A 21406-nucleotide genomic window follows, 5' to 3' on the forward strand; every position below is an offset into this window, starting at 1 on the left:
ACGAATTCTTGCCACCTGGAACAGCTGATCGTCAAGCGCTCAACTTCGCGACGAATCGCCCGAATCCCGTGGTGTGCCAGGTCGTGCCGTCGGCGGCGACGGCGAAGGCCTCCAGATCGGGGAGCGCTTCCAGCCACGCGCGGGCCCGGTCGCCCATGGCGTACCCGGCCGTCGCCCAGGTGTCCGCCTCGGTGAGGGAGGGGCACACCACGGTGAGGGACGCCAGTCCCCCGGCGGGCGGGGCCCCCGTGCGCGGGTCGAGGACGTGGCAGCCGCGCTCGGCGGGCCCGGAGGTGGCGACGGCCAGTTCGCCGTCCGCCTCGACGACGGTGGCGAGCCCACCGGGCCGCAGCGGGTCGGCGATGCCGACCCGCCAAGGGCCGCCGGTCAGCTGCACGTCGCCGCCGCCGTTGAGGCAGACCTTCCCGGCACCCGCGGCCGCGATCGTCCGGACGGCCCGCTCCACCGCCCAGCCCTTGACGAGGCCGGTGGGGTCGAGCGGGGTGCCGGGGCCCGCGTAGCGCGGGGTGAACCAGCCGTCGGTGCGGCGCTCGGCGTCCTCGCACAGCCCGAGGACCTCCCGCACCTCGGGGGAGCAATCCGCGAGGGCGAGTTCACCGCGGCCCAGCCGGCTGACCTCGCTGTCGGCGCGGAAGGTGGAGAACACCGCGTCGGCCCGGTGCAGGCCCGCCACCGCCGCGTCCAGGGCGGTCCGGACGCGCGGGTCGCGGGCGCCGCGCACGTCGAAGGAGAACACCGTCCCCATGCAGTGCTCCACGTGCCGCAGGCGCGGCGGGTTCTCGGACATCGTCAGGCACCGGCCTTGTCCAGGGCGCTCTGCAGCGACTTCCGGTAGCCCTCGCTGGTGAAGGAGGCACCGGAGACGGTGTCGATCTGCGCGCTCTGGGCGGTGACCGCGGCCTGGTTGAGCTCCGGCACGGCGGTGGCGGTGAGCTGGTCGCTGGTGGGCGTGCCGGCGGGCGCCTGGACGGCGGCGGCCGAGACGATCCGCCCGCCGTCGACCGTGATCTCGACCTGGACGGGTCCGTAGCCGGTCTGCGCCACGTCCCCGGTGACGGTCTTCCGCGCGGGCACGCCGCCCTGCTTCCCCTGCTGCTTCCCAGGGTTGCGCGCACCGCCGGAGCCGCCGCCGTCCGCCGGGTCCGAGGCGACCGGCACCGACGGGTCGGGACCGGCGGGCGAGGGGGCCGCCGAGACCGGCGGCAACTGCTGCGCCGGCGCGCCGGCCTGCGAGGTGAAGGGTGCGGTGGTCGGCTTCAGGGCGAGCAGCAGCACGACCCCGGAGACGGTCGTCACGCTGCTCAGGAGGATCCGGCGCAGCGGGTGCTTCTTCTTCACTCGGACCTCACATCTCGAAGGACTCGTGGTGGATACGGCGTTCGGGCACTCCCGCCTCGCGCAGCGCGGAGTACGACTCCTCGGCCAGCCCCGGCGGGCCGCACAGGTACACGTCGTGCCGGTCGATGTCGGGCAGCATCCGCCGCAGTCCCTGGGCGGTGATCTCCGGGCGGGCGCCGTCGGGTCCGTTCACCGCGTACACCAGGCGTGCGCCGCGCTCGGCCGCGATCTCCTCCAGCTCGGCCCACAGCGCGAGGTCCTGCCTGCTGCGGGCCCGGTACAGCAGCGTGAGGTCGCCGGGCGCGGCCGGCAGCGTCTCGAACAGCGCCCGCAGCGGCGTGATCCCGGCGCCGCCCGCCAGCAGCAGCACCTTGCCGCCGCGGCGGCGGGAGGCCGTCATGGCGCCGTACGGGCCCTCGGCCCACACCCGCGTGCCGGGCTCGAGCGAGGCCAGCGCGGAGCTGTGGCCGCCCACCGCCTTGACGGTGATCCGCAGCAGGTCGGGGCGCGGCGGCGCCGACAGGGAGTACGGGTTGGCGCTCCAGCGCATCCCCTCGGCGAGGAAGCGCCAGCGGAAGAACTGGCCGGGCTCGGCGCCGAGCCGGTGCAGCCTGCGTCCCGTGATGAGCACCGAGACCACGCCCGGTGCCTCCTCGACGGTCTCCGCGACCCGCATGCGGTGCCTCATGTTGAGCCGCACGGGCACCAGCACCCGGTACCAGAGCACCAGCGCCGTCACCGAGCCGTACAGCGCGTACCAGATGCCGCGCGCGGCGGCGCTGCCCGCGAACTCGGCGCCGGTGGCGAGCTGGTGCCAGAAGGTCAGGTAGACCGCGGCGTAGGTCAGCAGGTGGACGTAGTACCAGGTCTCGTAGCGCAGCCGGCGGCGCAGCACGCCCGCCGAGACGAAGCCGACGACCAGCAGCAGCACGGTGCCGGCGGTCGCCTCGATCATCCGCGGATAGTCCATGACGACCGCGACCGACTGCTGCACGACCGGCTGCCCGGACTGCTCGGAGTAGCCCCACAGGATCAGCGCGACGTGCGCGACGACCAGGGAGACGGCGTAGCGGCCGCTCATCGCGTGCCAGCGGGCGACCCGGTCGCTGCCCACCCGCCGTTCCAGCGCGGGGACCCGGGCCATCTGCAGGACGACCAGGGCGATGGCGTAGCCGCCGAGCAGGCCGGTGATCCGGCCCGCGGCGGTGAGCCGGCCGGCCGTGGTCGGCTGGATGTAGGGGGTGTTGCCCCACCACAGCCACACGACCCCGGCGGCGCCCGCCCAGGCCAGGAGGAGCAGCGGGATCGCGGGGGAACGGCGGGGCCGGATCCGGCGCATGGCCTGCCGCCTGCCCGCCCTGCTGTTGTGGATCATCGTGGTCGTGGCCGCCATGCGCATGAGTACGGAAGGACCCGTGCCGCTGTTCAAAGCCCGGTCTCTCCCCGTGTTGCGTGCGGTGTCGCGATGCGGCCGCACTCACCGGGGAGCGGCTGTGCCGGGGCGGCCGCGGTGTTCTCGGCGCGGCTGCCGCGGGGAGTCGCGGGGAGTCGCCGACACGCCTGTGACCTGCGACGACGCGGCCGATTGACGAAGCATGCAGAGGAGTGCATACTTATACCCAACAGCGTATGCATCATCACCGCCGCCATACGCACTCGACCTCGCGCACCAAAGGAGAGACCCGTGACCGAGCGCGTCGTACTCGCCTACTCGGGCGGACTGGACACCTCCGTCGCCATCGGATGGATCGCCGAGGAGACCGGCGCCGAGGTCATCGCGGTGGCCGTGGACGTCGGCCAGGGCGGCGAGGACCTGGACGTCATCCGCAAGCGGGCGCTCGCCTGCGGCGCGGTGGAGGCCGAGGTCGCCGACGCCAGGGACGAGTTCGCCGACGAGTACTGCCTCCCGGCGATCAAGGCCAACGCCCTCTACATGGACCGCTACCCGCTGGTCTCCGCGCTCTCCCGGCCGACCATCGTCAAGCACCTGGTGGCCGCCGCCAAGAAGCACGGTGCCTCGATCGTCGCCCACGGCTGCACCGGCAAGGGCAACGACCAGGTCCGCTTCGAGGCCGGCATCTCCTCCCTCGCCCCCGAGCTGACCTGCATCGCGCCGGTCCGCGACTACGCGATGACCCGGGACAAGGCGATCGCGTTCTGCGAGGAGAAGAACCTCCCGATCGCGACCACCAAGAAGTCCCCCTACTCGATCGACCAGAACGTCTTCGGCCGTGCCGTCGAGACCGGCTTCCTCGAGGACATCTGGAACGCCCCGATCGAGGACGTCTACGAGTACACCCAGAACCCGGCCACGGCCCGCGAGGCCGACGAGGTGATCATCACCTTCGAGCAGGGCGTCCCGGTCGCCGTCGACGGCAAGCCGGTCACCGTGCTGCAGGCCATCCAGCAGCTCAACGAGCGCGCGGGTGCCCAGGGCATCGGCCGGATCGACATGGTCGAGGACCGGCTCGTCGGCATCAAGTCCCGTGAGGTGTACGAGGCTCCGGGCGCGATCGCCCTGATCACCGCCCACCAGGAGCTGGAGAACGTCACCGTCGAGCGTGAACTCGCCCGCTACAAGCGGCAGGTCGAGCAGCGCTGGGGCGAGCTGGTCTACGACGGCCTGTGGTTCTCCCCGCTCAAGCGGGCCCTGGACGGCTTCATCGAGGAGGCCAACCAGCACGTCACCGGCGACATCCGGATGACGCTGCACGGCGGCCGCGCCGTCGTCACCGGCCGCAAGTCCGCCGAGTCCCTGTACGACTTCAACCTGGCGACGTACGACACCGGCGACACGTTCGACCAGTCCCTCTCCAAGGGCTTCATCGAGATCTTCGGCATGTCGTCGAAGATCGCGGCCAAGCGCGACCTGGCCTAGTCAGTAGCCTCGATCACGGCAGCCCGCCTCCTCGCCCGTCCGGGCGGGGAGGCGGCCGCACATCCACCCCCGACGGAAGCGAGCAGAGCAGTGAGCACCAACAGCGGCGACGTCCGGCTCTGGGGCGGGCGTTTCGCCGACGGTCCCGCGGAGGCGCTGGCCAAACTCTCCGCGTCCGTCCACTTCGACTGGCGGCTCGCGCCGTACGACATCGCGGGCTCCCGCGCCCACGCGCGCGTGCTGCACAAGGCCGGCCTGCTCAGCGACGTCGAGCTGACCCGCATGCTCGCCGGCCTCGACCAGCTGGAGTCCGACGTCGCCGACGGTTCCTTCACCGGGACCATCGCCGACGAGGACGTCCACACCGCCCTGGAACGCGGCCTGCTGGAGCGGCTCGGCCCCGAGCTCGGCGGCAAGCTGCGCGCCGGCCGGTCGCGCAACGACCAGGTCGCCACCCTCTTCCGGATGTACCTGCGCGACCACGCCCGGACCATCGGCGGCCTGATCGCCGAGCTGCAGCACGCCCTGGTGCGGCTCGCCGAGACGCACATCGACGTCGCCATGCCCGGCCGCACCCATCTGCAGCACGCGCAGCCGGTGCTCTTCGCCCACCACGTGCTCGCCCACGTCCAGGCGCTGTCCCGGGACGCCGAGCGGCTGCGGCAGTGGGACGCGCGCACCGCCGTCTCGCCGTACGGCTCCGGCGCGCTGGCCGGCTCCTCGCTCGGGCTGGACCCGGAGGCGGTCGCCAAGGATCTCGGCTTCGAGCACGGCTCGGTGGCCAACTCCATCGACGGCACCGCCTCGCGGGACTTCGTCGCCGAGTTCGCCTTCATCACCGCCATGATCGGCGTCGACCTCTCGCGGATCGCGGAGGAGGTCATCATCTGGAACACGAAGGAGTTCTCCTTCGTCACCCTCCACGACGCCTTCTCCACCGGCTCGTCGATCATGCCGCAGAAGAAGAACCCGGACATCGCCGAACTCGCGCGCGGCAAGTCCGGCCGGCTCATCGGCAACCTGACCGGGCTGCTCGCCACGCTGAAGGCGCTGCCCCTGGCGTACAACCGGGACCTCCAGGAGGACAAGGAGCCGGTCTTCGACTCCTGCGACACCCTCGAGGTCCTGCTGCCCGCCTTCACGGGCATGATGGCCACGCTCACCGTCAACCGGCAGCGCATGGAGGAACTGGCCCCGGCAGGCTTCTCGCTCGCCACGGACATCGCCGAGTGGCTGGTGAAGCAGGGGGTGCCCTTCCGCGTCGCGCACGAGGCCGCGGGGGAGTGCGTCAAGGTCTGCGAGGCCGAGGGCATCGAGCTGGACCAGCTCACCGACGAGCAGTTCGCGAAGATCTCGCCCCATCTCACCGCCGAGGTGCGCTCGGTGCTCGACGTCCACGGCGCGCTGGCCGCCCGTGACGGCCGCGGCGGGACCGCGCCGTCGGCGGTGGTCGTCCAGCTCGCCGAGGTCAAGCGGGACCTCGCCGTCCAGCTGGCGTGGGCGCAGGCCAAGAGCTGATCCCGCGAGCGGGGAGCCCGGCCGGGTCCGTCCACCCGGCCGGGCTTCTTCGTCCTCTCGAATGAGACATCAATGTCTCACATGGGTTAATCTTGTCTCATGAGCTTCGATCGTGAGCAGGTCCTGCGGGACGCGGCCGACCTGCTGTCGCGGCGTGCCACCGCCTCCATGGACGAGATCGCCAAGGCCGCCGGCGTCAGCCGCGCCACCCTCCACCGGCACTTCCCCGGCCGGGACGCGCTGGTGCGGGCCCTCGGCATGCTCGGCATCGAGCAGACCGAGGAACGGCTGGACGCGGCGCGCATCGAGGAGGGCGACCCCGTCGAGGCCGTCCGCCGGCTCATCAACGAGGCCGTGCCCGTCTCCGGCTTCCTGGCCTTCCTCTACGGCGAGAACCAGATCTACGACTTCGCCGAGATCAACGACGGCTGGGCACGCATCGACGCCCGGGTCGCCGCACTCTTCCGGCGCGGCCAGGAAACCGGCGCCTTCCGCTACGACCTGACCCCCGCCTGGCTCGTCGAGGCGCTGTACGCGCTCATCGCCGCCTCGGCCTGGTCCGTCCAGGACGGCCGCATGGCCCGCCTCGACTCCGCCCGCATGGTCACCGGACTGCTGCTCGGCGGCATGCTGCGCGAGCCCCGGAGCGGCTCATGACCACCGCCGCACCCGCCACGACCCCGCGCCACGACGACCGCGGCCACCCCGCCCGCTGGCTCGCCCTCGGCGTCCTCACCCTCGCGCTGCTGCTCATCGCCGTCGACGCCACCGTGCTCGGCCTCGCCGTGCCCTTCCTCAGCGCGGACCTGCGGCCCACCTCCACCCAGCTGCTGTGGATAGGCGACGTCTACTCCTTCGTCATCGCCGGACTGCTCGTCTCCATGGGCGGCCTCGGCGACCGCGTCGGCCGCAAGCGGCTGCTGCTCACCGGCACGGCGGCCTTCGGTGCGCTCTCCGTCCTCGCCGCGTACGCCACGAGCCCCGGCATGCTCATCACCGCCCGCGCCCTCATGGGCGTCGCGGGCGCCACCCTCATGCCGTCCACGCTCGCGCTGATCCGCACCCTCTTCCCCGACCCGCGCGAGCGGAGCTTCGCCATCGGCGTCTGGGGCGCCGTCTCGACCGCCGGCGCGGCCCTCGGCCCGGTCGTCGGCGGTGTCCTCCTCGAGCACTTCTGGTGGGGCTCGGTCTTCCTCATCAACCTGCCCGTCATGGCCCTGCTGCTCGTCGTCGGCGGCCGGCTGCTGCCCGAGTCCCGCGACCCCGCGCCCGGCCCCTGGGACCCGCTGAGCGTCCTGCTCTCGCTGCTCGGCATGTTCGGCGTCGTCTACGCCGTCAAGCAGCTCGCCGTGCACGGCCCCGGCCTCGGCGCGGCCGGCGCCGGGCTGCTCGGCGCGGTCTGCCTCCACACCTTCGTCCGCAGGCAACTCGCGCTGCCCAAGCCGCTGCTGGACATGCGGCTCTTCCGGCACCGCGGCTTCTCCGGCGCGGTGCTGGCCGACCTGCTCACCGTGCTCGGGCTCGCCGGGAGCGTCTTCTTCCTCTCCCAGTTCCTCCAGATCGTCCAGGGCCGCACCCCGCTCCAGGCGGGCCTGTGCGAACTCCCCGCGACCCTGGGCGCCGCCGCCACCGGACTCGCCGCCGGCGCCGTCGCGCGCCGCTGGTCGGTACGCGTCGCCGTCGCCGGCGGCCTCGTCGCCACCGGCCTCGCCCTGCTCGCGCTGCTGGCCCTGCGCCCCGGCACGGGCTACCTCTTCCTCGGCGCCGCCCTGCTGGTCGTCGGCGCGGGAGCCGGGCTGTCGTTCACCGTCACGGCCGACGTCATCCTCTCCAGCGTCCCGCCGCAGCAGGCCGGTGCCGCCTCCGGTGTCTCCGAGACCGCCTACGAACTCGGCGCCGCCCTCGGCATCGCCCTCCTGGGCTCCGTCGTCACCGGCATCTCCGGCGGCCCGGCCTCGGCCGACCCCGCCGCCTTCACCGACGGCCTGCGCGCCGCGTCCGGCGCCGGCGGCGCCGTCCTGCTGCTGGCCGCCACCGCCGCCTGGCGCCTGCTGCGCGGCCAGCGGCTCGTGGAGGGCCGGGTCTCCGCGGTGGGCCACTGAGGGTTTCGGCGGCGGGGTGAAGTGGCGTGTCGCGCCGAGGTGTTCGGCGGGGGTCGCCTTCGGCCGGCGGGCGATGGACGCCTTCTGCGAGGAGGACGACCGGATCCCCGGCCACGCCGCCGACGCCCGGCGCGAAGGAACCCTCCGCGAGCACCGGCGCCGCGCCAGCCGCCGGGCCGGACGCGTCCTGCTCCCGAGGGCCGGACCGCGTCCCCGAGCCGTACCGGGTCAGGCGGCGCCGGGGTCGTCGAGGGAGAAGACCGTGAGCCACTGCGATCCGGCGGGCCGGTAGCCCAGGTCCATCAGCGCCGTGGTGACCGCGCGCATGTGCGCCGCGCCGTACAGGATCCCCGCCGTGAACGGCTCGGCACGGCCGGCCCGGGCGTGGTGCAGACGCGTCACCGCGTCGATCAGCAGGCGGTCGCGCTGATGCAGCACCAGATCGTCCGCCTGGAGATCCGTGTCCTCGTCGTCCACCGGCAGGTCCTCCAACTGCAGGTGCCGGGCGAGGAACCGGCGCGTGCCGAGCAGCCGCATGCCCGCGACGTAGGCGGGGACGAGCGCGGCCAGCGCCGCCCGCTCCTTGAGCGGCAGCCGCCGCCACCGGTCGTCGAACTCCTCACCGCTCATGTCCGGGCACATCACCGGTACGCCCAGCGTGGCGAAGTCGATGTCCTGGACGACCAGGCCGAGCCGCTCGTGGCCGGAGAGGCTGCGGTACGACCGCGTGAGCGCACGGGCCGCCGTACCGCCCCGGATGCCCTCGGCGATCACGAGGTCGCAGGAGGCGCGCAGACGGGCCGTCACCTCCTCGTAGAACGCCGGCTCCGCCAGATGGATCATCGGGTAGAGCTCGAAGACCAGCGCCGTCCCGCGGCTGCGGAAACGGATGAGCGCCGACCGTACCCCCGCCAGTTCCGTGACCTCGATGTACTGCACACGTCCCCCCGCCCCCGGTGGATCCGTCACCGGCGAGGACGCGCCGTGCGGGTCCACGGGTTGCGGCGACGCCAACACGGCCTGCGCGCCGCCGGGTTGTACTTCCGTATGCTGCCGGTACCCGCCGCGGGGGAGGGAGCGCCATGAGCACGGACGCACAGTCCGGTCAGGACACCGACGTCCTGGCCGTCCTGAGGGACTACATCCTCGACTGCCGCTACGAGGAGGCCGAGGCCCTCATCGGCGCCGAACTCGCCCGGGCGGACGGCGACCCGGAGCGGACGGCCCGGTTGCACGTCGCACGCGGCCGGTCGCTGCTGCGGCAGTACGAACACGCCGCGGCCCTCGCGGAGTTCGCCACCGCCCTGCGCCACGACCCGCGATGCGGCCGGGCGGCAGGATGGCGCGTGGCGACCCTCGACCGCATGGGCCGCCACGACGAGGCCCTGGCCGAGGGCACGGCGGCCGCGGCGCGCCTCCCGGAGGCCGTGGACGTCCACACCGCGCTGGGCTGGCTCCACCACCACGCATGCCGCTGGGACGAGGCACTGGCGGCCTTCGAGCGGGCCACCGCCGTCGGACCGCGCCACGCGGAGGGCTGGATCGGCGCCGCGTGGACGCGTGCCGATCTGGGCGACACCGCGGCCGCGCTGCGGGGCCTGGAGGACGCCGAGCGCGGTCTCGCCGACCCCGTCGAGGTCCGCTGCGCGGCCGTACGGATCGCGGCGAGCCGGGGCGAGACCGACCTCGCCCGCGCCAAGCTGGTCTCCGCCCGTTCCCTGGACCGCGACGACATCGCCGTGATGACGGCGGAGGTCCGCTACGAGAGCGGCCGCGGGGCCGACCAGGCCGCCCTGGAGGCCGCCGAGCGCCTCGTGGGCAGGTACGGTCGCCGGCCCGACGCGCACGTCGAACACGTCCGTTGCCTCCTGGACCTCCGGCGATGGGACGAGGCGATCGCGGCCTGCGACCGGGCGCTGGCGATCGAACCGCGCTGGACCGACGCATGGGGGTGCAAGGCCCAGGCGCAGCGGCAGCGCGGCGACCTCGAGGGGGCCCTCTCCACGGGACGGCACGCGGCGCGGATGTGCCGGTACTCCCCGGGCATCAGGCTGGAACTGGCCGCCGCCGAACTGGCCGACGGATCAATCGAAGGCGCCCTGGCGCGCACCGAGGAGGTCCTGGAGCTCAACCCCACCGACGAATGGGGGCTCTCCGCCCGGGCCGAGCTGCTGCTGTGCACCGGCGACGTGGCGGGGGCGATCACGACGGCCGAGCGCGGCGCCGCCCTGCGCCCCGCAGAACCCGCGGCGCTCACCACCCTCGCCCGTGCCCTGTGCACGGCCGCCCGGCAGGACGAGGCGCTCGCCGTCCTGACGCGCGCCAGGCAGATCGCGCCCGGCGACACCGTCCTCGTGGAGGAGGTCCTGGCCCTGCTGCGCTCGGCCCACCGCTGGGACGAGGCAGGGCGACTGATCGCCTCGCTGCGCGCGGACGACACCACGGGGCGGCTCGAGGGATTCCTCCTCGAACAGGAAGGCTGCCTCTCCTACGGGCGGCAGATGTACGTCCGGGCCCTGGGGGAGTTCGAGGCCTCACTGCGCGCGGAACCGGGGCGCCGCCTCGCCGCCAGACTGCGCGTCCAGTCGCTGGAGATGCTCGGGCGCCTGACCGACGCCGAGGCCGGGGCCCGGCAGGGAGCACAGGACGCCGCCGACGATCCGGACGCCCACGTGCTCCTCGCGAAGGTCCTGTTCGCCGCGGAGCGCGACGACGAGGCGCTCGCGGCGATCGATCACGCCCTGCGGCTCGACATGACCTCCACGGAGGCCCACTTGGCGCGTCTGGACGGCCTCCGCGGGGCGGAACGGTGGAGCGAGGCCGCCGCCGCCCTGGAGGAGGCCGCCCGCCATGGTGTGCCGGCGGACGAAGTGGCCGTTCAGCGGGCCTGGATGCACCTCGGAGCGGAGGAGCACGAAGCGGCTCTGACCGCGGCGGAGGAATGTCTGCGCCTGCACCCGGACGCCACGGGCGGCCTGCACGTGCTCGCCCTGGCGCACGCGGGTCTTCAGGAGTGGACGGCGGCCGAGTCGGCCGCGCGCCGGGCCGCCGCCGCGTCGCCCCGTTCGGCGGCGGGCCCCTGCCTGCTCGCCACGTGCCTCGGCGAGCAGGACCGCCGTGCCGAGGAGTGCGAGGCGTACGAGGAGGCGCTGCGCCGTGAGCCGGACCACCGCGACGCACTGCTGGGCAGGCTCTCCGTCCTGCGGACGCTCGGGCGGTGGGAAGAGGCCGAGAGCGCCGCCGAGCATGCCGTCGGACTCCGGCCCGACGACCCCGAGGTGCTGATCGCCGCCGGACGGCTGTACTCGGCGATGGAACGGCCGCACGACGGCCTGCCCTTCGCCCGGCGCGCCGACGAGCTGACCGGCGGCAACGCCGACGCCGCGGGCCTCCTCGCCTGGCTCCTGCGTCGTTCGCGGAACTGGAACGAGGCGCAGGAGGTGCTGCGCGGCTACATCGGCCGTCACCCGGAGGAGGTGGACGCCCACGTCGATCTCGCGTACTGCCTCTGGGACCAGGACAGGGACGAGGAGTGCCTCGCGAGCGTCGACCACGCCCTGGCCCTGCGGCCCGACCGCGTGCGCACGCTGACCTTCAAGGTGGAGGTGCTGTGCGCGCTGCGGCGGTGGAACGAAGCGGAGGCCGTCGCGCGCCAGGCGCGCCACGGCCATCCGGAGATCGCCGCCGCGCACGTCGCGACCGCCCAGGTGCTCGCCGACACCTACCGCCGGGAGGACGCGCTCCCGCACCTCAGGCGCGCCCTGCAGCTCGACCCGGAGCACGAGTGGGCCTGCCGGCTGCTGATCGACACCCTCGCCGCGCTGGGCCGTTTCGAGGAGGCGGAACAGGCGGCGGAGGCGCTGCTCGGCAGGGTCCCGGGCGCGGTGTCCGTACGGTGCCGGCTGGCCGCCGTGCTGTGCGAGCAGCACCGGTACGACGAGGCCCTGGCCCAGTGCGAACGCGCCCTGGCCGATGCCCCGTACAGCGTGGCCGCCCACGACCAGCGGGCCACCGCACTGCGCGAATGCGGCAGCCTGGACGAGGCCGAGCGCTGCGCCGAGGAGTTCACCCGCGGCCGCCCGCACCTGACGTCGCTGCGGTTCCAGCTGGCGGCGGTGCACGCGGAGCGCGGCGACCACACCGCGGCCCGGCAGGTCCTGGACGAACTGCTGGAGTCCGCGGCCGGCCCCCTCGGGCGGGCGGAGGCCCGGGCCGCGACCGGCTGGGTCGCGCTGATGGACCAGCGTCCGCCGGACGCGGCGGACGCCTTCGCGGAGGTCCTGCGGGACTGGCCGCACGACCACGACTTCCGGATCGGCCGCGCCTGGTCGCTGGTGCGTCTGGCGGACCTCGGCCCAGACGGCCCCGAGGCGGACGGGCTCCTCGCCGAGGCGGCCGCCCACTGCCGTGCCGTCGGTCGTGAGGACCCGCGCAGCGCGGCCGCCCACACCTGCCTCGGACTGATCGCGCACCGGCGCGGGGAACCGGCCGCCGCCGAGCGGCACTTCACCCGCGCCGTGGAACTCGACCCGTACGGGCGCTCCCACACCGAACTGGGCGCGCTCCATGTGCAGCTGGGCCGGTACGGGGAGGCCGAGACCGTGCTGCGCCGGGCCGTGGAGCTGGACTGGTACGACGTGCAGGCCCACGTCGAACTGGGCAGCCTCGCGCTGCACCGGGCCCGGGAGGGCGGGGGCGGGGCCACGATGGCGGAGGCGGCGGGCGAGTTCCGCCGGGCCGTCGCGGTGGACCCGGACAGCGGCAGCGCGGCCCTCGGGCTCGCGGTGGCGCTGGCGGAGGGCGCCGGCGACCTCGGCGCCGCCGAGGAGGAGCTGCGGCGGGTGCTGGGCCGCCGCGGGGTGCGGGACCAGCCGCAGTGGCAACTGCGGCTCGCCCTCGCGCGCCTGCTGGTGCAGGCCGGCGACGCCGAGCAGAACGCCGACCGCTACCGCGACGCCGGCCAGGAGGCGCGGACCGCCATCCGGCTGGCCGAGCGCGAGGCCGAACCGCACTTCGTGGCGGGGGTCGTGGAGCAGCGCCTGGGCACGCAGACCGTCGACGTCCGGCTGAAGCTGCTCCACCGGCGCCGGGCCCAGCGTTTCCTGACCCGCTGCCGCCGTCTCGACCCGGCGCACCAGGACGCGGAGCGGGCGCTGCGGCTGCTGGAGGAGGACTCCCGGGCCGCCCGGGGGAGCCGGCTGAGCAGCGCGGTCCTGGTACTGGTGGCGACCGCCGTGCTCGGCGCGGCCTGGGTGGACTTCCTGTGGAAGCACCACGTCACCGCCGTGATGCTGACGACGCTGACCCCGGTGCTGGCCGGGCTGATCGCGGTGGGGTTCCTGCTGCCGGTGCTGATCCGGCTGAAACTGCCCGGCGGGATGGAGGCCGACCTGTCGGCGAGCATCGGCCAGATCTCCCGCGGCCCGCGCGGCGAGGTGGCGCTCACCCCGGCGCGGACACCCGCCGGCAACGGGCCGGTCGGCCGGATGCCGCGCCTGTGAGGGGGAGAGGGCGCGGGGTGGGGGCGCCCCCCCCGGCCGAAGGCTGGGGAGGGACTTCGGCGACGGGGCCCAGGGCCCGTCGTCACATGAGCTCCCCAAGCCTTCGGCCGGGGGTGCCCCCCGCTGCCCGGAGGGCGGGCCCAGCGGCTCCCCGGGCGTGCGCTGGGAGGTGCCCCCAGTGCGGTGCATCGCACGGCGGTGAGTCGTCCTCATAGTGGGCTGCTCGGACGATCCGGCACTCCCCCGGGCCGAAGGCAGGGGGAGTGCCGTGCCTGGGGGAGGGACTTCGACGACGGGCCCTACGCCGCCGTCGCGTGGTCCGTGGCCTTGGACGCCTTCGCCTTGGTGGCGTAGATGTCGACGTACTCCTGGCCGGACAGCCGCATCACATGGCTCATCACCTCGTCGGTGACGGCGCGCAGCACGTAGCGGTCGCGGTCCATGCCCTCGTAGCGGGAGAACTCCAGCGGCTTGCCGAAGCGCACGGTGAAGCGGTGCACCCGCGGGACGCCGGCGCCGCCGGGCTGGATGCGGTCGGTGTCGACCATCGCGAACGGGACGACCGGCGCCCCGGTCATCAGCGCCAGCCGCGACACGCCCGTACGGCCGCGGTAGAGACGGCCGTCGGGGGAGCGGGTGCCCTCGGGGTAGATGCCGAAGACCCGGCCCTCGTCGAGGATGCGACGACCGGTCATGAGGGCGGCGACGCCGCCGTGCCCGCCGTCGCGGTCCACGGGGATCATGCCGACGGAGGTGAAGAAGGCCGCCATCAGCCGGCCCTTGATCCCGGGGGTGGTGACGTACTCGTCCTTGCCGATGAAGAAGACCTGACGCCTCACGACCAGTGACAGGAACATCGAGTCGATGAAGGTGACGTGGTTGCCGGCGAGGATCACGGGGCCGTCGCCCGGGATGTGCTCCGCTCCCTCGACCCGGGGGCGGAACAGTACGCGCATCAGTACTCCGAGCAGTGCCTTGAGGATGATGCGGAACAACGGGTCCTCCGGTCGTGGTCGGCGGGAGTCCGGCCGGACGCCCGCGGGGTTTCGCTCACCAGTGTGCGCCTCCCCCGCCGAGGACGATACTTCCGCCACGTCGCGACACGCACACCGGGTTCACACGACCGGTACGCATTGTTGACGTGCGTTTCCGTCACGTTCCGTCGCTCGCCGCTCCAGGGCAACACGGGCCCGCCTACGATGCGCGCGTCGCTTGGCAGGATCCGGACGTACGTTCGGCCGACACGAGGGAGCGCACATGACGCACGAGCAGCAGGGCGGCCGGGAGCAGGGCAGGGGGCCCGGGCGCCGGGCACTGATCGGGGCCGCGGCGCTCGGCGCCGGCGTCACCGTGCTCGGCGGCGCGGGCACCGCCGTGGCCGGCGAGCGGAACTCCTCGCACGGCTCCTCGCACGGCTCCTCGCACGGTTCCGTCCCCGTCCTCCCCCTGCCCGTCCCGACCGTCGTGGGCCACCGCGGTGCGAGCGGCTACCGCCCCGAGCACACCCTGGGCTCGTACCAGCTCGCCCTGGACCTCGGCGCCGACGTCATCGAGCAGGACGTCGTCCCCACCAGGGACGGCCACCTCGTCTGCCGCCACGAGCCGGAGATCGGCGGCACGACGGACGTCGCCGACCACCCCGAGTTCGCCTCCCGCCGGACCACCAAGACCATCGACGGTGTCGCCACCACCGGCTGGTTCACCGAGGACTTCACCCTCGCCGAGCTGAAGACGCTGCGGGCGGTCGAGCGCCTGCCCGCGCAGCGGCAGCGCAACACCCTCTACAACGGCCACTGGGAGGTGCCCACCTTCGAGGAGGTGCTGCGCTGGGCCGACGAGCAGGGCCGCAAGCGCGGCAAGGCGGTCTGGCTGCACGTCGAGACCAAGCACCCCACCTACTTCCGCGGCATCGGCCTGGGCCTGGAGGAGCGGCTCGCCAAGCTGCTGCGCCGCTACGGCCGTGACAAGCGCAACTCCCCGCTGTTCCTGCAGTCCTTCGAGCCCGGCAGCATCCAGCGGCTCGGCGCGCTCGGCCTGGGCAACCCCAAGGTCGTCCTGCTGGACGCGGCGACCACCCGTCCGTACGACTTCGTCGCCGCCGGGGACCCGCGCACGGTCGCCGACCTGGTCACCCCGGCCGGCCTGAAGTGGATCGCCGGCTTCGCGCAGGGCATCGGCCCCACCCTGAACCTGATCATCCCGCGTGACGCGGCCGGCAAGCTCGGCACGCCCACCACGCTGGTGCGCGACGCCCACAAGGCCGGGCTGATCCTGCACCCCTACACGATGCGCAACGAGAACAGCTTCCTGCCCGCCGACTTCCGGGTCGGCACGGACCCCAACGCCTACGGTGACGCCTTCGGCGCCTTCAAGGTCTACTTCGAGCAGGGCATCGACGGCATCTTCTCCGACAACTGCGACACCGCGCTCCTGGCCCGCGCGGACTTCGTCGGCCGGAAGTGACCGTCAACACGAGGTGATCCCCCTCCCGCGCACGGGTGGTTCCCCCACCAGGGGGCAACCACCCGGCGCGGCACGGGTGTCCCGGCGGGCATGACCCCGCGCGTACGACACGAAGAACTCACCACCATCCGCCCGCTGCTCGCCGCGGAGGCCGCGGCCGAGTCCGTCCCCTCCTGCATCGAGGCGGCCGACCTCGAACAGTCGGTGTGGCTGCGGCTGCTGGAGCTCCCCGAGCCGCCCGCCGACCCCGCCCGCTGGCTGCGCCGTGCGGTGCGGGCCGAGGCCCGCCTTGCCGTGCGCCGGGCCCGCCGGGAGACGCCGTACGGCCCCGGCCGTCATCCCGCCGCCGAGGCCCTGCCGAGCACCGAGCAGCAGGTGCTCGCCGCCGAGCAGCGCCGCACCCTGCTGGCCGCCGCGCACCGGCTGCCCGGGCGCTGCCCGGAGCTGGTATCCGCCCTGATCTCCCGTTCCGACCCCACTTACCGGGAAATCTCCCGGGAGTTGGGAATCTCACAGGGCAGCCTCGGGCCGATGCGTTCCCGGTGCCTGAGTTGCCTGCGTACGATCCTCGCAACCGGGGTTGCATCACCCGTACGACGGGGTAATGCACCGTAAACAGTCGGCGTATGGACGCTTGTGCACGGCCGCGCCGCCTTCCGGAAACGATTCAGGGCAACGTCCCGCGGCCGCACCCTCACCCCCCGCGGCCCGGGCGGACTCGAAGGAGAGGCCAGCGCACATGGGCATGAGCGTGACCATCTCTGCGGCTACCGGCGACGACGCCGAGAAGATCCTCAAACTGCAGTACCTCTGCTACCAGGACGAAGCCGCACTGTACGGGGACTACGGCATAGAACCGCTGACCCAGACCCTCGAGGCGCTCCGCGCCGAACTCGCGGGCGGGATCGTGGTGGTGGCCCGGCTGGGCGAGGAGGTGGTGGGTTCGGTCCGCGGTTCCGTGGACGAGGACGGCACCGCGCGGATCGCCAAGCTGATCGTCCACCCCCGCATGCAGCGGCACGGACTCGGCGGCCGTCTGCTGCGGGCCATCGAGGAGCGCCTGGCCGCGGAGAGCGAGGCCAAGCGGTACCGGCTCTTCACCGGGCACCGCAGCGAGTTCAACCTCCGGCTCTACCGCAAGCTGGGCTACGCGCAGGTGGGCAGCGTCGAACCGGTCACCCGGCAGCTGAGCCTGGTGCACATGGAGAAGCCGGCCGCCCGGCCCGAGACCTACGCCGCGAGCGCCTGAGCCCGCGTCAGGATCACGCAGCCTGCTGTGGCCGCGCCTGCCGGCGCAGCCACAGCAGGCCGGTCACCGGCACGACGACGGGCAGGAACAGATAGCCCATGCCGTAGTCGGACCACACGGTCTGATCGGGGAACGCCCCGGAGTCGACCAGTGTCAGCGTGCCCACCGTCAGCACGCCGACCAGCTCCAGCGCGCAGCTGACCAGCGCCACCTTCCGTGCGCCCTCGCCGCCCCGCCACAGGGCCACCGTGATCACCGCGTAGACGACGCCCGCCAGCAGGGAGAGCAGATAGGCCAGCGGCGCCTCGTCGAACTGCGTGCTGATCTGCACGATCGCGCGGGAGAGCGCGGCGACGGTGAAGACGCCGTACAGGGACAGCAGCAGCCGGCCCGGCCCGCGGCCGATCCCGCTCCCGGCGGCGGCCGGCGCGCCGGCGTCCTTCGCGGACTCAGGCACTGACGCCTCCCCAGATGTCGTGGAGCCGCACCTCGAGCACGGCCAGGATCACCCCGCCGGCGGCCACGATCGCCGAACCCCAGCGCGTGCGCTCCGTCAGCGACATGAAGCCCGCCGCCGGGACGGTGCAGGCCGCGCCGATCAGGTACGCCACGAAGATCGTCGTGCCGTCCACCGGCTTCTCGCCGCCGGTGAGCTTGACCACACCTATCACCAGCTGGACGAGCGCCAGCACCGCCACCAGGGCCATGCCGATGAAGTGCCAGTCCTTGGTGGGCTGGTCGCGGAAGGCCGCGAAGCCGCACCAGGAGGCCAGGAGCAGCGCCGTGGCCGAGACCACGATCGTGAGCGCGTCGAGCATGCCGCGACTCTATTACGGGCCGGTACCACCGGGTCCCGGCCCCCCCGGGTGTCCACATTCCGGACTCGGGGACCGGATATTGGTACGCCGCGCGGGGGTCTGCTTTACTGGGGCTCATGACCACGACGAACCGCCGCTGCCGCGCGACCGAGGCGATGACGCCCGGTGTTCGTCGTATGTGTCGAATGTGTGCACGCTGAGGGCCCACGCCATCTGAGTCCCGCGCCCCGAAGCGAGACCCGCCCCTCCAGCAACGGACCGCACACCCCCATGCACACGGAACCGCAGCAGACTTTCCGCCGCTGCCGGCTGGCGCACGACCCCCAGCCGCCCGGCACCCACTGCTGACCTGCTCCCGCACCCCCTTCCAGGGGCGGAGCCATGCCATGTCCGCGGTCCATACACCCCGTGTGCGGCTTTCGTCCGCCGCGCACTCGACAGTGACGGAAATCCAGTGATCACCACAACGGGCCTGACCAAGGTCTACCGTTCCCGCGACCGGGAGACGGTGGCCCTCGACGGCGTCGACCTGCACGTCCGCGAGGGTGAGGTGTACGGCGTCGTCGGACGCAGCGGCGCGGGCAAGAGCACGCTCATCCGCTGCGTCAACCTGCTGGAGCGGCCCACGTCGGGCACGGTCGAGGTGGCCGGCCGCGACCTGACCGCGCTCGCCGGCCGCTCCGACCGCGCGGGCTCCGCGCTGCGGACCGCCCGCACCGGCATCGGCATGGTCTTCCAGCACTTCAACCTGCTGTCCTCGCGCACCGTCCGGGACAACGTCGAGCTGCCCCTGGAGATCCTCGGTGTCTCCGGCCGCGAGCGCCGCCGCAAGGCCCTCGAACTGCTCGACCTGGTGGGCCTGGCCGACAAGGCCCGCGCCTACCCCGCGCAGCTGTCCGGCGGCCAGAAGCAGCGGGTCGGCATCGCCCGCTCCCTGGCCGGCGACCCCAAGGTGCTGCTCTCCGACGAGGCCACCTCGGCGCTCGACCCCGAGACCACCCGCTCGATCCTGCAGCTGCTGCGCGACCTCAACCGGCAGCTCGGCCTGACCGTCCTGCTCATCACCCACGAGATGGACGTGGTCAAGGCCGTCTGCGACTCCGCCGCGCTGATGAAGGGAGGCCGCATCGTGGAATCCGGCAAGGTCACCGACCTGCTCGCCACGCCCGGCTCCGAACTGGCCCACGAACTCTTCCCGGTCGGCGGCGAGCCGTCCGGCGAGGGCCGCACCGTGGTCGACCTCACCTTCCACGGCGAGGCCGCCACCGAGCCCGTCATCTCCCAGCTCTCCCGCACCTACAACATCGACATCTCCGTGCTCGGCGCCGCCCTGGAGACCATCGGCGGCCGCCAGGTCGGCCGGATGCGGATCGAGCTGCCCGGCGCCTTCGAGGACAACGTGGTGCCGATCGGTTTCCTCCGTGAGAAGGGCCTCCAGGTCGACGTCGCCCCGGCCGGCACGGACGAGCTGGTCAAGGAGGGCGCGAAGTGAGCTGGTCGCAGATGCAGCCGCTGCTGTCGCAGGCCTGTTGGGAAACCCTGATCATGGTCGGCTGGTCCACGCTGATCGCGGTGGCCGGCGGACTGCCGCTGGGTGTCCTGCTGGTGCTGACCGACCGCGGCGGACTGCTGCGCAACGCCTCGGTCAACAAGGCCGTCGGCGTGGTCGTGAACCTCGGCCGCTCACTGCCCTTCCTCATCCTGATGATCTCCGTGCTGCCCTTCACCCGCTGGGTGATCGGCACCACCATCGGCGCCGAGGCGATGGTCGTCCCGCTCTCCATCGGCGCCATCCCGTTCCTCGCGCGGCTGGTGGAGACCGCCGTCCGCGAGGTCGACGGCGGACTCGTCGAAGCCGTCCAGGCCATGGGCGGCAGCACCTGGACCGTCGTCCGCAAGGCCCTGCTGCCCGAATCGCTGCCCTCCCTGATCGCCGGGCTCACCACCACGGTGATCGCGCTCATCGGCTACTCCGCCATGGCCGGCACCATCGGCGGCGGCGGCCTCGGCGACCTCGCCATCCGCTACGGCTACCAGCGTTTCGAGACCTCGCTGATGCTCGTCACGATCGGCGTGCTGATCGTCATCGTGACCGTCGTCCAGCTCGCCGGCGACCTCGCCGCCCGCGCCGCCTCGCACCGCGGCCGCACCTCCACCGCGCCCCGGCTGCGCCTGCCGCGCCCGGCCGCGACCACCGAAGCCTCCTGACACCGCAAGGCAACACCGTTCCAGAAAGGCACTTTTCGTGCGTACCACCGTCAAGATCACGACCGCCGTCCTCGTCGCCGCGGGGCTCACCCTCGGCCTGACCGCCTGCGGCGCGGACTCCGGATCCAAGAAGGACAGCGCGAGCGATCCCCTCGTCGTCGCCGCGAGCCCCGTCCCGCACGCGGAGATCCTGAACTTCGTCAAGGACAACCTGGCGGCCAAGGCCGGGCTCAAGCTCGAGGTGAAGGAGTTCAGCGACTACGTGACGCCGAACACCGCCACCGAGGACGGCTCCGTCGACGCGAACTACTTCCAGAACCAGCCCTACCTGGACGACTTCAACAAGAAGAAGGGCACCCACATCGTGCCCGTCGTCACGGTGCACCTGGAGCCGCTGGGCCTGTACTCCGACAAGCTGAAGTCCGCCGACGCGATCAAGAACGGTGCCACGATAGCCGTCGCCAACGACGCGGTGAACGAGGCCCGCGGCCTCAAGCTGCTCGCCGCGAACGGCCTGATCACCCTCAAGGACGGCGTCGGCAACGAGGCCACCCCCGCCGACATCACCGGCAACCCCAGGAACCTCAAGTTCAAGGAGCTCGAGGCGGCCCAGCTGCCGCGCTCCCTCCAGGACGTCGACGCCGCCGTGATCAACGGCAACTACGCGATCTCCGCCGGCCTCAAGCCCGCCCAGGACGCCCTGGTGCTGGAGTCCGCCGACAACAACCCCTACGGCAACTTCCTCGCCGTCAAGGAGGGCAACGAGAAGGACCCGCGCGTGCTGAAGCTCGAGAAGCTGCTCACCTCGCCCGAGGTGAAGAAGTTCATCGAGGACAAGTACGCCGGCTCCGTCATCCCCTCCTTCTGACCCACCGGGCCCCGGCGGGGGCCGGGCAGCGCGTCACCGCGCCCCGTCCCCCGCCTCCCCCGGCCAGTCCAGGCGCAGCCGCTCCGCGCGCGGCAGCCGCGCCACCACCAGGTCGTACGAGTCCTCGACCAGCTCCCGCACCATCGGGTCGGGCAGCGAACCGTCCAGCGTCACCGTGTTCCAGTGGCGCTTGTTCAGGTGCCATCCCGGCACGATCGCCGCGTGCTCCGCCCGCAGCCGCACCGCGAGGTCGGGGTCGCACTTCAGGCTCACCTTCAGCGGCTCGCCCCCCAGCGCACTGAGGGCGAAGATCCTCCCGCCGACCTTGAAGACGGTCACCTCCGGGTCACGCGGGAAGGGGTTCTCCGCCACGGCGCCGTTGAAGCCGAGGCAGAGGTCCCCGAGCAGGTCCGCGTCCATGCACCCATTCAACAGGGCCCCA

At 73.1% G+C, this 21406-nt stretch carries 19 protein-coding genes; 11 read left to right on the plus strand and 8 right to left on the minus strand.

What is annotated here, in order from left to right:
- Positions 1–31 precede the first annotated feature (31 nt).
- From ACFW3D_RS27435 to ACFW3D_RS27445, 3 genes are read right to left on the minus strand one after another with little or no spacing between them, the layout of a single operon-like run.
- Positions 32–808, minus strand: a complete 777-nt coding sequence (locus ACFW3D_RS27435) for an FAD:protein FMN transferase (protein ID WP_500508156.1) — start codon at positions 806–808, stop codon at positions 32–34.
- A 2-nt stretch (positions 809–810) separates the two neighbouring features.
- Positions 811–1359 carry an FMN-binding protein gene (locus ACFW3D_RS27440; protein ID WP_500508158.1) on the minus strand — a complete coding sequence of 183 codons (549 nt, stop codon included), beginning with the start codon at positions 1357–1359 and terminating at the stop codon, positions 811–813.
- Positions 1360–1366: 7 nt separating this feature from the next.
- The gene (locus tag ACFW3D_RS27445; RefSeq protein WP_500508160.1) at positions 1367–2752 is read right to left on the minus strand and encodes a ferredoxin reductase family protein; all 1386 of its coding nucleotides are present in this window, start codon (positions 2750–2752) and stop codon (positions 1367–1369) included.
- A 291-nt stretch (positions 2753–3043) separates the two neighbouring features.
- On the opposite strand from ACFW3D_RS27445, the gene ACFW3D_RS27450 reads away from it, so the two are divergent.
- The 4 genes from ACFW3D_RS27450 to ACFW3D_RS27465 all read left to right on the plus strand — a co-directional run bounded on the left by ACFW3D_RS27450 (position 3044) and on the right by ACFW3D_RS27465 (position 7857).
- The gene (locus tag ACFW3D_RS27450; RefSeq protein ID WP_500508162.1) at positions 3044–4237 is read left to right on the plus strand and encodes an argininosuccinate synthase; all 1194 of its coding nucleotides are present in this window, start codon (positions 3044–3046) and stop codon (positions 4235–4237) included.
- 90 nt (positions 4238–4327) lie between these two features.
- Positions 4328–5755 carry an argininosuccinate lyase gene (gene argH / locus ACFW3D_RS27455; RefSeq protein WP_500508164.1) on the plus strand — a complete coding sequence of 476 codons (1428 nt, stop codon included), beginning with the start codon at positions 4328–4330 and terminating at the stop codon, positions 5753–5755.
- A gap of 99 nt (positions 5756–5854) precedes the next feature.
- Entirely contained in the window at positions 5855–6412 is a 558-nt protein-coding gene (locus tag ACFW3D_RS27460; RefSeq protein WP_500508166.1) for a TetR/AcrR family transcriptional regulator, read from the plus strand.
- On the plus strand, positions 6409–7857 hold the full coding sequence (locus tag ACFW3D_RS27465; RefSeq protein ID WP_500508168.1) for an MFS transporter: 1449 nt from the start codon (positions 6409–6411) through the stop codon (positions 7855–7857). The genes ACFW3D_RS27460 and ACFW3D_RS27465 overlap by 4 nt, the downstream gene beginning before the upstream one ends.
- A gap of 228 nt (positions 7858–8085) precedes the next feature.
- Here the strand turns inward: ACFW3D_RS27465 and ACFW3D_RS27470 are convergent, their stop codons facing one another.
- A complete protein-coding gene (locus ACFW3D_RS27470; RefSeq protein ID WP_500508170.1) occupies positions 8086–8796 on the minus strand; it encodes a hypothetical protein in 711 nt (236 codons plus the stop codon).
- A 143-nt stretch (positions 8797–8939) separates the two neighbouring features.
- Between ACFW3D_RS27470 and ACFW3D_RS27475 the strand changes: the two genes are divergently transcribed.
- Entirely contained in the window at positions 8940–13358 is a 4419-nt protein-coding gene (locus ACFW3D_RS27475) for a tetratricopeptide repeat protein (protein ID WP_500508172.1), read from the plus strand.
- Between the two features lie 299 nt (positions 13359–13657).
- Here ACFW3D_RS27475 and ACFW3D_RS27480 read toward each other — a convergent pair whose 3' ends face one another.
- Positions 13658–14314, minus strand: a complete 657-nt coding sequence (locus tag ACFW3D_RS27480) for a lysophospholipid acyltransferase family protein (RefSeq protein ID WP_500508249.1) — start codon at positions 14312–14314, stop codon at positions 13658–13660.
- 301 nt (positions 14315–14615) lie between these two features.
- On the opposite strand from ACFW3D_RS27480, the gene ACFW3D_RS27485 reads away from it, so the two are divergent.
- From ACFW3D_RS27485 to ACFW3D_RS27495, 3 genes are all read left to right on the plus strand, one after another.
- Complete coding sequence (locus ACFW3D_RS27485) at positions 14616–15821, plus strand: glycerophosphodiester phosphodiesterase (RefSeq protein ID WP_500508174.1); 1206 nt, start codon at positions 14616–14618, stop codon at positions 15819–15821.
- Between the two features lie 90 nt (positions 15822–15911).
- Complete coding sequence (locus ACFW3D_RS27490; protein WP_500508176.1) at positions 15912–16436, plus strand: sigma-70 family RNA polymerase sigma factor; 525 nt, start codon at positions 15912–15914, stop codon at positions 16434–16436.
- 124 nt (positions 16437–16560) lie between these two features.
- Positions 16561–17070, plus strand: a complete 510-nt coding sequence (locus ACFW3D_RS27495) for a GNAT family N-acetyltransferase (RefSeq protein ID WP_500508178.1) — start codon at positions 16561–16563, stop codon at positions 17068–17070.
- Between the two features lie 13 nt (positions 17071–17083).
- On the opposite strand, the gene ACFW3D_RS27500 is transcribed toward ACFW3D_RS27495, so the two are convergent.
- Both ACFW3D_RS27500 and ACFW3D_RS27505 read right to left on the minus strand, forming a co-directional pair.
- Positions 17084–17527, minus strand: a complete 444-nt coding sequence (locus tag ACFW3D_RS27500) for a hypothetical protein (protein WP_500508180.1) — start codon at positions 17525–17527, stop codon at positions 17084–17086.
- Positions 17520–17888 carry a hypothetical protein gene (locus tag ACFW3D_RS27505; protein ID WP_500508182.1) on the minus strand — a complete coding sequence of 123 codons (369 nt, stop codon included), beginning with the start codon at positions 17886–17888 and terminating at the stop codon, positions 17520–17522. The genes ACFW3D_RS27500 and ACFW3D_RS27505 overlap by 8 nt, the downstream gene beginning before the upstream one ends.
- Before the next feature lie 454 nt (positions 17889–18342).
- Here ACFW3D_RS27505 and ACFW3D_RS27510 point away from each other — a divergent pair, with 454 nt between their 5' ends.
- Genes ACFW3D_RS27510 through ACFW3D_RS27520 form a run of 3 tightly spaced genes read left to right on the plus strand, consistent with a single transcriptional unit; the run spans position 18343 to position 20964 of the window.
- The gene (locus tag ACFW3D_RS27510) at positions 18343–19380 is read left to right on the plus strand and encodes a methionine ABC transporter ATP-binding protein (protein WP_500508184.1); all 1038 of its coding nucleotides are present in this window, start codon (positions 18343–18345) and stop codon (positions 19378–19380) included.
- A complete protein-coding gene (locus tag ACFW3D_RS27515) occupies positions 19377–20096 on the plus strand; it encodes a methionine ABC transporter permease (RefSeq protein WP_500508186.1) in 720 nt (239 codons plus the stop codon). The genes ACFW3D_RS27510 and ACFW3D_RS27515 overlap by 4 nt, the downstream gene beginning before the upstream one ends.
- Positions 20097–20133: 37 nt before the next feature.
- Entirely contained in the window at positions 20134–20964 is an 831-nt protein-coding gene (locus ACFW3D_RS27520) for a MetQ/NlpA family ABC transporter substrate-binding protein (protein WP_500508188.1), read from the plus strand.
- Positions 20965–20997: 33 nt separating this feature from the next.
- Here ACFW3D_RS27520 and ACFW3D_RS27525 read toward each other — a convergent pair whose 3' ends face one another.
- The gene (locus ACFW3D_RS27525; RefSeq protein WP_500508190.1) at positions 20998–21384 is read right to left on the minus strand and encodes an MmcQ/YjbR family DNA-binding protein; all 387 of its coding nucleotides are present in this window, start codon (positions 21382–21384) and stop codon (positions 20998–21000) included.
- Between the last annotated feature and the right edge of the window lie 22 nt (positions 21385–21406).

The organism is Streptomyces sp. NPDC058864 (assembly GCF_042742985.1).
Classification (GTDB): domain Bacteria; phylum Actinomycetota; class Actinomycetes; order Streptomycetales; family Streptomycetaceae; genus Actinacidiphila.

What these genes read in the sequence shown, in the direction of transcription:
- ACFW3D_RS27435 (WP_500508156.1), bottom strand. Translation starts at nt 808, where the DNA reads ATGTCCGAGAACCCGCCGCGCCTGCGGCACGTGGAGCACTGCATGGGG.
- ACFW3D_RS27445 (WP_500508160.1), bottom strand. Translation starts at nt 2,752, where the DNA reads ATGGCGGCCACGACCACGATGATCCACAACAGCAGGGCGGGCAGGCGG.
- ACFW3D_RS27460 (WP_500508166.1), top strand. Translation starts at nt 5,855, where the DNA reads ATGAGCTTCGATCGTGAGCAGGTCCTGCGGGACGCGGCCGACCTGCTG.
- ACFW3D_RS27465 (WP_500508168.1), top strand. Translation starts at nt 6,409, where the DNA reads ATGACCACCGCCGCACCCGCCACGACCCCGCGCCACGACGACCGCGGC.
- ACFW3D_RS27475 (WP_500508172.1), top strand. Translation starts at nt 8,940, where the DNA reads ATGAGCACGGACGCACAGTCCGGTCAGGACACCGACGTCCTGGCCGTC.
- ACFW3D_RS27480 (WP_500508249.1), bottom strand. Translation starts at nt 14,314, where the DNA reads ATGCGCGTACTGTTCCGCCCCCGGGTCGAGGGAGCGGAGCACATCCCG.
- ACFW3D_RS27485 (WP_500508174.1), top strand. Translation starts at nt 14,616, where the DNA reads ATGACGCACGAGCAGCAGGGCGGCCGGGAGCAGGGCAGGGGGCCCGGG.
- ACFW3D_RS27490 (WP_500508176.1), top strand. Translation starts at nt 15,912, where the DNA reads ATGACCCCGCGCGTACGACACGAAGAACTCACCACCATCCGCCCGCTG.
- ACFW3D_RS27495 (WP_500508178.1), top strand. Translation starts at nt 16,561, where the DNA reads ATGGGCATGAGCGTGACCATCTCTGCGGCTACCGGCGACGACGCCGAG.
- ACFW3D_RS27505 (WP_500508182.1), bottom strand. Translation starts at nt 17,888, where the DNA reads ATGCTCGACGCGCTCACGATCGTGGTCTCGGCCACGGCGCTGCTCCTG.
- ACFW3D_RS27525 (WP_500508190.1), bottom strand. Translation starts at nt 21,384, where the DNA reads ATGGACGCGGACCTGCTCGGGGACCTCTGCCTCGGCTTCAACGGCGCC.